8 protein-coding genes are annotated in these 9,241 nt (G+C 47.6%); 2 read left to right on the forward strand and 6 right to left on the reverse strand.

Annotated features, from left to right (window positions below; genetic code table 11):
• Positions 1-1,236 carry a flavodoxin-dependent (E)-4-hydroxy-3-methylbut-2-enyl-diphosphate synthase gene (ispG, locus tag GZ78_RS17810; RefSeq protein WP_034839000.1) on the forward strand — a complete coding sequence of 412 codons (1,236 nt, stop codon included), beginning with the start codon at positions 1-3 and terminating at the stop codon, positions 1,234-1,236.
• Between the two features lie 141 nt (positions 1,237-1,377).
• On the opposite strand, the gene GZ78_RS17815 is transcribed toward ispG, so the two are convergent.
• A complete protein-coding gene (locus GZ78_RS17815; protein WP_161787418.1) occupies positions 1,378-3,630 on the reverse strand; it encodes a penicillin acylase family protein in 2,253 nt (750 codons plus the stop codon).
• A gap of 872 nt (positions 3,631-4,502) precedes the next feature.
• Here GZ78_RS17815 and GZ78_RS17820 point away from each other — a divergent pair.
• A complete protein-coding gene (locus GZ78_RS17820) occupies positions 4,503-5,279 on the forward strand; it encodes a hypothetical protein (protein WP_034839006.1) in 777 nt (258 codons plus the stop codon).
• Between the two features lie 36 nt (positions 5,280-5,315).
• Here GZ78_RS17820 and ylqF read toward each other — a convergent pair whose 3' ends face one another.
• The 5 genes from ylqF to GZ78_RS17845 form a co-directional block, all read right to left on the reverse strand.
• Positions 5,316-6,179, reverse strand: a complete 864-nt coding sequence (gene ylqF / locus GZ78_RS17825) for a ribosome biogenesis GTPase YlqF (protein WP_034839008.1) — start codon at positions 6,177-6,179, stop codon at positions 5,316-5,318.
• A 51-nt stretch (positions 6,180-6,230) separates the two neighbouring features.
• The gene (locus GZ78_RS17830; RefSeq protein ID WP_034839011.1) at positions 6,231-7,157 is read right to left on the reverse strand and encodes a 2-hydroxyacid dehydrogenase; all 927 of its coding nucleotides are present in this window, start codon (positions 7,155-7,157) and stop codon (positions 6,231-6,233) included.
• A gap of 33 nt (positions 7,158-7,190) precedes the next feature.
• The gene (locus GZ78_RS17835) at positions 7,191-7,556 is read right to left on the reverse strand and encodes a hypothetical protein (RefSeq protein ID WP_152558810.1); all 366 of its coding nucleotides are present in this window, start codon (positions 7,554-7,556) and stop codon (positions 7,191-7,193) included.
• A 72-nt stretch (positions 7,557-7,628) separates the two neighbouring features.
• Positions 7,629-8,399 carry an SDR family NAD(P)-dependent oxidoreductase gene (locus GZ78_RS17840; RefSeq protein WP_034839016.1) on the reverse strand — a complete coding sequence of 257 codons (771 nt, stop codon included), beginning with the start codon at positions 8,397-8,399 and terminating at the stop codon, positions 7,629-7,631.
• A 109-nt stretch (positions 8,400-8,508) separates the two neighbouring features.
• Positions 8,509-9,099: a LysE family translocator gene (locus GZ78_RS17845; RefSeq protein ID WP_051786317.1), complete on the reverse strand. Its 591-nt coding sequence runs from the start codon at positions 9,097-9,099 to the stop codon at positions 8,509-8,511.
• Positions 9,100-9,241: the final 142 nt, after the last annotated feature.

A 9,241-nucleotide genomic window follows, 5' to 3' on the forward strand; every position in this document is an offset into this window, starting at 1 on the left:
ATGGGCCGACGCCATAAAACCCACTCTGTTCAGGTAGGACACATCACCATCGGTGGCGATGCCCCTGTCGTAGTCCAGTCCATGACAGATACGGATACTGCTGATGTGGAGCGTACGGTTGAGCAGATCAAGCTTCTGGCAGACGCTGGTTCTGAAATTGTCCGGGTGACGGTCAATACCGAAGAAGCCGCTGCAGCAGTGCCTGCAATCTATGAAAAGCTGGCACAACAAAATTACCACGTGCCCATTGTCGGTGACTTTCATTACAACGGTCACACACTGCTGACAAAATACGATGAAACAGCTCGTCTGTTGCACAAATATCGTATCAATCCTGGCAACGTTGGCTTTGGTAACAAAAAAGATGACCGCTTCAACACTATGATTGATGTGGCCATTAAGTACGATAAGCCCATTCGTATTGGGGTAAACTGGGGCAGTCTGGATAAAGAATTATCCACTCGTCTTATGGATGAGAACGCTCGTTCTGAACAGCCTAAATCCTCTCAGGAAGTCCTTCACGAAGCTTTGGTCCTGTCAGCACTGACCAGTGCTGATGCTGCTGTCGAAAGAGGACTGGGTGCCAACAAAATAGTCATTTCCTGCAAGGTCTCCCGGGTACAGGATCTGATCAGTGTTTACGAGATGCTTGCCGAACGCTGCGAATATGCTCTTCATCTGGGTCTCACCGAGGCAGGTATGGGCAGCAAGGGCATTGTATCTTCCAGTGTTGCCATGGGCGTACTGCTTCAGCAGGGCATTGGTAACACCATCCGAACCTCTTTGACCCCCGAACCCACTGGCAGCCGTGACCGGGAGGTCATTGTCTCACAGCAAATCCTTCAGGCATTGGATGTCCGCAGCTTCTCGCCCGAAGTGACTGCATGTCCGGGTTGTGGTCGAACTACCAGTACTTTCTTCAGGGTGTTGACCGATGAAGTTGACGCCTTCCTGCGAGCCAAAATGGTCACCTGGCGCCACAAGTTTGTTGGTGTAGAAGAAATGAAAGTGGCTGTTATGGGTTGTATCGTCAATGGTCCTGGTGAGAGCAAGCATGCCAATATTGGTATCAGTCTGCCAGGAACAGGTGAAGCACCTTCAGCACCTGTCTTTGTTGATGGTATAAAAGTCACAACCCTTAAAGGTGGTAACATTACCGAAGAATACAAAGAAATGATCGAGGAATATGTTCACAAGACTTATTCCCCTCGAGAAAACCTGATTGCCAGTCAATAACCGCAGTATCGCTATAGCCTTGTAAAAGCCCGCTCTGCGGGCTTTTTTATTGAGCAAAGCTTCACCGGTTTACTCAGAAACTGTTTCCTGCCCCGCCTAAATGACAAGCCATTAGTAGAAGCGATGCGAGAAAAGTCAGACTCACTGAATAGGCAGCAGCGTTAAACGATATTGAGCGTCACCCGGTAAAAAGGGAGTTTCCCGTGCCTCGACCCAATCCATATAACCTTTTTTGAAAAAGGGAGACAAGGGGTGACCACTCTGCCCACCCGGCATATGAAAAATAGCGTTTTCCTCCCGACCTGGCGCAACAATCATTCGTTCTGATACTCCTTTGTCCGGATGCTGAGCTCTGGGCATCCAGCTGTCTCCTTCCAAAGGTACAGCGGGCATATTCAGAAACTGTCCCAAGACCGGAATAGCACTACTGAGCGGATGATGAATTTTTGCGGTATTCCTTTGACCCCAGGTCGCCTCAGCCAATGTGTCGGCCCCTCCCAGATCAACCACTAATTCATCAATGGTTTCCAGGAACAGCTCATTCCAGCTGGAGTATTCAGAGCTCAACCAGTTCATGGGTTGTTCCTGATATAGCCTCAGTAACATCTCATTTTCATGATTGATCTTTTGCAGCCAACTGTCTTCTATACCCACCTTTGCATCAGTAGCCAAAGACATGAAATAACGACCCAGGAATTTCATTACTTTCAGCTTGAGAGCGTCATGAAACTCTCTGACGAGTCGGTAACCCACATCATCGGTAGCCGCTCTACCAGACCAGGACTCAACAAATTGATGGAATACTTGTCGCCCTGACTTTTCTGATCGTACAGGCTCACCAAGGGCGTTCAGAATAATCTGGCGAAAATTTTCCAGGTAAAGAGCACGGTCATCCAATGCGACATTGAGCAGAGTTTGCTCATCAGCGGTTTCAATAGTCATCAGATCGTCCCGGATCTGCATTTGTCTTGGACCTAAAGCGTAACCACCATTGCCCAGCTTCTCATAGTTTTTACCGGAAACAATGCGGGCATTGGCCGTCCAGATTCTGTTGTGTTCAGGATTGAATATTCGGGGATAATCTTCAGGCGACAGCCAGGCACGCCAGTGACTGTCGGCATCCTGCCATGACAATGGGTAGGAAGTGTCCAGGCCAGAACGGGTAGGAATACGGCCAGCAATTGTCCAACCAATATTTCCTTCTGCATCGCCCACTGTAAAGTTCTGCGGAGGTATGCCACTGGAGTTCGCCACAGCCATAGCTTCTTCAACAGAATTGACTGTTTCCAGATTCATCAGATTGATATTGGTTGCTTCGGGGTCATGGGCTATCCAGCGAAGAGCGTACTGCACAGAGTCATAAGGCGATTCAATCACAGGTCCCCAGCGAGTGCCCCGATATTCAACCACGACGGGGGCTTGCCCTTTTACCTGAATAGTTTCATTCCATATCGTTAAACGTTCTGGCCCCTGAGGCGTCATATAGAGATTATTTTCGCCGAGATCCAGCTCTACCAGATCAACCCAGTCCGCACTGCTGTTGGTAAAGCCCCAGGCTACCTTGCCATTACTGCCCACAACCATTATGGGGGCTCCAGGCAACGTCACACCGGTAATGTTCACAGGCTCACCGGTTTCAGCATCGGGAAAACGAAACTGTGCCCGATACCAGATAGTCGGCACCCGGTGATTCAGATGCATATCATCCTCAACGATGGCACCACCATGATCAGTCAGTTGCCCCGATACAGCCCAGTTATTACTGCCAATCAAGGAGTCTTCTATCAACTCTCCCGTCAATGCCGTATAAAAATCAGAGGGTTTTTCCCGCAAGTTAATCTGCTCAACGCCGGGGGTTTCGGGAATGGGATAGATGCCAGGTTCCACTGGGGCGTCCCAGCGCGTTCTGAGTGGAGACACAAAATCAATGACTTCTGTAGATGTTATCCGACTTAGAAAACCTTTGGCGTTATCAAGCTTAACCTCATCATCATTGAGGTCCATGTACATACTGAATACGGTTAGAAAAGTGTCTTCATTACGCCAGGGTTGAGGTTCTGTATTCAGCAACCAGTACTCAAAGGGCTTGTCCTTCAGATGCTTTAACCCCTGATTCACCCCATGGGTATAGGCCTCCAGAACGGCAAGCTGATTGGGCGTCATTATGGTAACAGCCTGCTTTGCCGTTCTTCTAAAACGATGCTTACGTTGAGTTTTATCGTGTTGGAGAGCGACTTCACCCACCAGTTCAGATAACTCACCTGCAGAGTTTCGACGGTTCAGATCCATCTGGAAAAAACGTTCCTGTGCATGGAGATACCCCAGAGCAAAAGCAATATCAGCACGTTGCTGCCCAGCGATCACAGGAATACCCATTTTATCCCGTTCGATCAAAACTTTGCTGTGAAGTCCTTGAACGGATTGCGTGCCGTCAAGAAGGGGAAGGCTTCGTTGCAACAATATATAGATGGAAAGAGCGATTAGAATGAGCAGACATAATAAGAGGAGCAAGCCTCTTCTGAGCCAAACAGCCATGGTGATACCTTAATTCTTCTTTTAATTATCAGGTGCCGTTCCAGAAGGAACTTATTGACTCTACACCATATCTTGCGCTTTCACAGCTGTTCGATCCCTTTCAAGCACTATCCCTTATAAATCAACTAAGTTTAATTGCATAAACAAATTAAGGATTTGCCCCAAAATAACTTCCCGATTTTCACCCGGACTCCGTTCGCCCTGAGCTTTTCGAAGGGTTATAGCATTGGGCTTCGACAAGCTCACCCCGAACGGATTTTGGGCAGATTTGAATAAGGAAATTATTTGTGGCTACTCCTAAGGAAGATCGACCATGACGCCATCCATAGGAACCTCATTCAAACACGTGGGAAAGATGGCTCTGAAAGGGACTCCCGATGGGTTATACCCATTGGATTTCAAGATGCTACCAGGCGACAAGTGAGCGAAGCCCTGTGAGCCTACAAGTAGTAGGTGATCAGGGTGAGCGAACGCTGGCAACAACGTAGCATCTTGAAAGGCGATGGGTATATGTCATGCAATGAACCCGGGCGCCAGAGTAGGGGCTTTTGTTGGAAAAGGGCTGGGCCGAATGATTTCTGTTCCGATCAAATTCAAAAAAAATCCATCAAATGGACTTTCTCACAGAAGATGAGAATTCCGCCGATGGTATCTAATCCATGACATGGCCTCAAATAGTCCTGTTATCTGACGACTAGTTAACAGGATGCCCTGAAGAAAGGAATCACCCAATGAGAACACCTGTTTCTGTTGCAGCTGCTGCCGGTTACGTCGTGACCATGGGAGTGAAGTCTGTGCCAGATGGTGTGATCCATTCGTTTAATGCTGGCGGAAGAGCAGGGTCCGCCGTTGGTAAACAGTTTGGTCGACTGATCACGTTTCCGGTCAGAAAATGGAAATCCTACTCCCTTAAAAAAGAAGCAGGGGGTCAAGAAACTCTGACGGTCACCAAGCAACTGGAATTTTATAATGCCAAAGCCATCAGGCCTTTCCAGTACTTAGGAGCAACTATTGGTGGAGCTTTCAGTTTACCCCTCTCATTCATCGCTGCTCCCACAAAAGGCCTTTATAACATTCTCAAGGGCATGATCCACTTCATCCGCGCTGTACGTGAACTCAATGCCTCCAATAGTTCTGAAACGATCAAACGAGACCTCTCCCTTCCAGAAACTGTGATTGGTAAGCTCCGTAAAGAAGCAAAACTTAAACCTGAATACCAGGAAGAATTTACCCATGGGAAACATCAGGTGCTTCCATACAGTGTCAAAATAGCGAATGGAGACAACCTTCTCTGGTTCCTGCTTGAGAACACTGAAACGGGTGTGGAAGAAGAGCTCATGCTGAAAATGGAGCAAGATGGCCATTATTCAGTTCGGCATCTGGATAGGGCGCAGGGGCAGTTCAACTGGGCTTCCAAAGTCGAAAAAGAAGGTATGAAACCTAACGACATCGTGAAGCACTACATAGACAATCCGGACAGCTTCAAGCCTCCGGAACAAGTGGTTTGATCCGGCCAGCTTTGCCGGATCAACAGACCGAAACAGTTACTCTTTTTCTTTTGGCTCAGGCTTTTCCTGCTCAATCATTTCCGGTGTTTCAAGACTTATACGCCCTAAGCCACCGCTACGAAACTCGTTAAGCAATATTTCAGATACTTTGTGAAGATCAGCAATACCGCCTCTGCGCATACAATTCCTGCGGGCAGCGATCATATCCATCAGTTCGATATCGGTTGCAGGTAACGTCTCAAGTTGAAAGCAGGTCTTGAGAGCTTCGGGATACGCTTTCAGGAAGTACTCGGCTGCAAACATAGCGATGTCTTCATATTCCAGCACAGCATCTTTGATGGCTCCGGAAATGGCCAGTCGGTAACCACAGGTTTCTGGCTCCAGCTTTGGCCAGAGGAATCCTGGAGTATCAAGAAGAATCATGCCATTTGGCAATTTGATTCTTTGCTGCTGCTTGGTCACCGCAGGAACATTACCCGTCTTGGCAATAATGCGGTTTGCCAGAGTGTTGATCATGGTGGACTTGCCGACATTCGGAATCCCCAGAATCATCGCTCGCATGCCTTTGATGTCGAGCTTTCGCTCAATCATGCTTTCAGCCAGCTTCAAGACACCGCGCACTTTTTCTGGTTGGCTCTGCGTCAGGGCAACGGCTTTGACCCCGTCTTCCTTCTCCATCTCCCTGATCCACCGGTCTGTGATAACAGGATCAGCCAGATCGCTCTTGTTCAACACTTTGATATAAGGCGTTTTATCACGCAGGGAAGGCACCAGAGGGTTTCCGCTGCTGAAAGGAAGACGGGCATCCAGAACCTCGATGATCAGATCAACTTCCGGAACCACTTTCTTGATCTCCTTTCGAGCCTTGTGCATATGCCCGGGAAACCAGTTAATTGCCATAGTAAAACCTCAATGTGCTGAAGGCCGGTATTCTATACGCTCTGGGGCCATCTAGTAACCCAGGCTTTTATCTATCTCCGGAGGCATTTCTCCCTGCTCTATCTGTGCAACATCAGCCACTATCTGTTCCAGTGCCTGCTCAATCGGAGTGGGAGCCGCAATGTGTGGTGTAATGATGACTCGACTGTTCTTCCAAAGAGGATGTTTCTTTTCCAACGGCTCTATCTCAAACACATCCAGCATGGCACCCCTCACGTGGCCTGATTTCAAAACGTGCTCTAAAGCCTCTAGATCAAGTACATCACCACGCCCTCCATTTATTAGAACACTGTCTTTAGGTAACTGCTCCAACGTTTTCTGGTTCAGCAGTTTTTGAGTCGCTGGTGTCGAAGGCAACAGGCTGACAAGGGCTCTAGAGTGTTTCAAAAGATGCTGTAATCCTTCATCACCCGCTACACATTTCACTCCCTCAATCTGTTTTTCCGTTCGGCTCCAGCCAATCACGGGAAAACCTAGCCCACTGATAGTTTTAGCCACAGCCTTACCTATAACTCCCATGCCCAGAACACCAACGGTCCAGTCTGACTTTGGGTCAATTCTGTGCTGCTTCCATAAAGGAGAGGACTGCTGTTGTCGGTATAAATCAAAATCCCGGTAAAAGTGAAGGAGGCCATACGTAACGTAATCCGACATGTACTCTTCCATGCCAACGCCCCGCAGTTTGAAAACGGGAAGGTCTGCAGGAAGGCTATTAATATTCACAAGGCTATCAACGCCCACCCCCTGATTAAACACAGCTTTCAGACGGCTCTGTTGCACAAAAAAAGAGTCGGGTGGTTGCCAGATAACAGCATAGTCGGCCAACCAGTCATGGCTCTCTTCTTCTACCCAGTGACGTACATCTGCATCTGGAAAAGCTTTTTTGACAGCTGCAGTCCAGACCTCACCATCTTTCTTGTTGTATACAAGGATTCTCATCTATCTGGACACCTGAATAGATAACTTAAATGCTTAGTGATTAAAGATGTGTCCCGATTCACGACCAGGAAAGGCTTGCCCATAAGTCAGAATAGAGCGGCCTTTTTTACCCTCTGGATCCTGCACCAGAATGGTCACTCTATTCTCTTCAACAGGATATAGAAAACGGGTTTCACCTGCTTCAAGCTCTTTATCTGCCACTACTCGGCCTGAATCCGTTTTTATCCGCACCCGGGCAGATTGCACTGGCTCTGAGTCAGAGATATAAGCTTTGACCTTAACGTATCCTGAGGGGGAAGATTCAGTATAAACCTGAAGAGGGTATTTACTGTTGTGTACCTGCAAAGCGGAACACCCTGTTAATAGTGTTATCAACAGTAGATATAAAGCAGCTCTCATAATCTTCTCCTACAGCTTGCAGGAGAAGAATAAAGACTTATGTTTTAGATCGAAAGGATCTTTAACCAATGCTTAAAAAGGCCAGGGTGTGGATTCAGCCCCACCGTCCACTTCAAGTGTCTTGCCGGTAATCCATCGTGCGGCTGGAGACGCCAGAAATACTGCAGCATTCGCAATATCTTCAGGCTTACCCATTGCTTTCATAGGTGTCCTCTCTATAACCGCTTGCGTAGAGGCTTCATCCAGAAACTGCTCCAACGCTTCAGTCATGATCGCGCCAGGAGAAATAGCATTCACTCTGATAGTCGGTGCAAATTCTGCTGCAAGCAGGTGGGTGAGATGATCTAGTGCTGCTTTAGAGGTTCCATAACTGCTGAAATTCTTTTGACTGTATCTTGCTGCAGCTGAAGTAATATTGACGATACTACCACTCTGCGCTTGAAGATGAGGCGCAACAATACGACAGAGATTAAACGCAGTAGTCACATTAAACTCAAAGTCCCGAGTCAGTTGTTCACCCGATACGGACATAGCAGGCCCGGGGCGAGCACCTCCAGCGTTGTTAACCAGAATATCTACCTGCCCCATCACCTCCAGGGTCTGAACCACCAAGGCATTTAACGCAGACTCATCCATCACGTCACAGACAACTGCCAGTGACTTCACACCATACTGACTGGCCTGCTCAGCTACAGCATCGATATCAGCCTGAGTTCTGGCAACACAAACCACATTGGCTCCCGCTTCTGCAAAAGCCAACGCTATGGCTTTACCAATACCTTTGCCTGAACCAGTGATAATCGCGGTCTTACCCTTGAGGGAGAAATTATCCTGATGTGTCATAACTACAGTTCTCGTTGGAATTATTATTGTGGTGACAGACTAACTCAAACGAGAATTAAAGTACGAAACTTAATTTGTAGATATCTACACTATTTTGAAAATTCCTAACTTAACGATGGCCTGCCAGCGCTAATAAAGTGCCAGCCCCCATGAAGGTTGAGCCAAAAATCTTTCCTGAAAACGGGCTGGTCAACCAGCTCTGACAGCGACCTTTGATATGGTGCGCCAGTAAACTGTAGAAGAGGAGGCAACTGAAAGAAAAAAACATCAGTGTCGTTACCATAATTGTAAACTGTGGCAGCAATGACCCCGAAATATTAATAAACTGAGGAAAAAGTGCCATGGTAAACACCAGAGCTTTTGGATTGGTCGCTGCTACTAACAGGCCCTGGATGTATAAATGAAGCCCATGTTTACGAGACTCCCCTTGATCATCTGACAAGGAGATAGACAGACCTTTTCGCCAGAGGTTCACACCCAAATACACCAGATATCCTGCACCAATAACTTTCACCGCAGTAAATGCCAATGCCGAGTACATAATGAGAGTACTGAGCCCGAGCACTGAACAGGTAGAAAGCAACAATAAACCCGTCAGATTACCGGCAATAGCAAACAGTGGTCTTACAGGACCGTATTGCAGGCTTTGAGTCATAACCAGCAATATTGCAGGCCTAGGAGGCTGACCGAGAATAGACAGCCCGGCCTAAAATCCAGAAAGAACGGCCATCTTTTCCACTGAATTTGCTTAAATAGGTCAACTATTCGCACAAATTCAGTGAAAAAGCTGACTCGTTCTACTGAATTTTATGCTCGGACGCTATTCTCGGTCAGCCTCCTAG

The organism is Endozoicomonas numazuensis (assembly GCF_000722635.1).
Classification (GTDB): Bacteria; Pseudomonadota; Gammaproteobacteria; order Pseudomonadales; family Endozoicomonadaceae; genus Endozoicomonas_A; species Endozoicomonas_A numazuensis.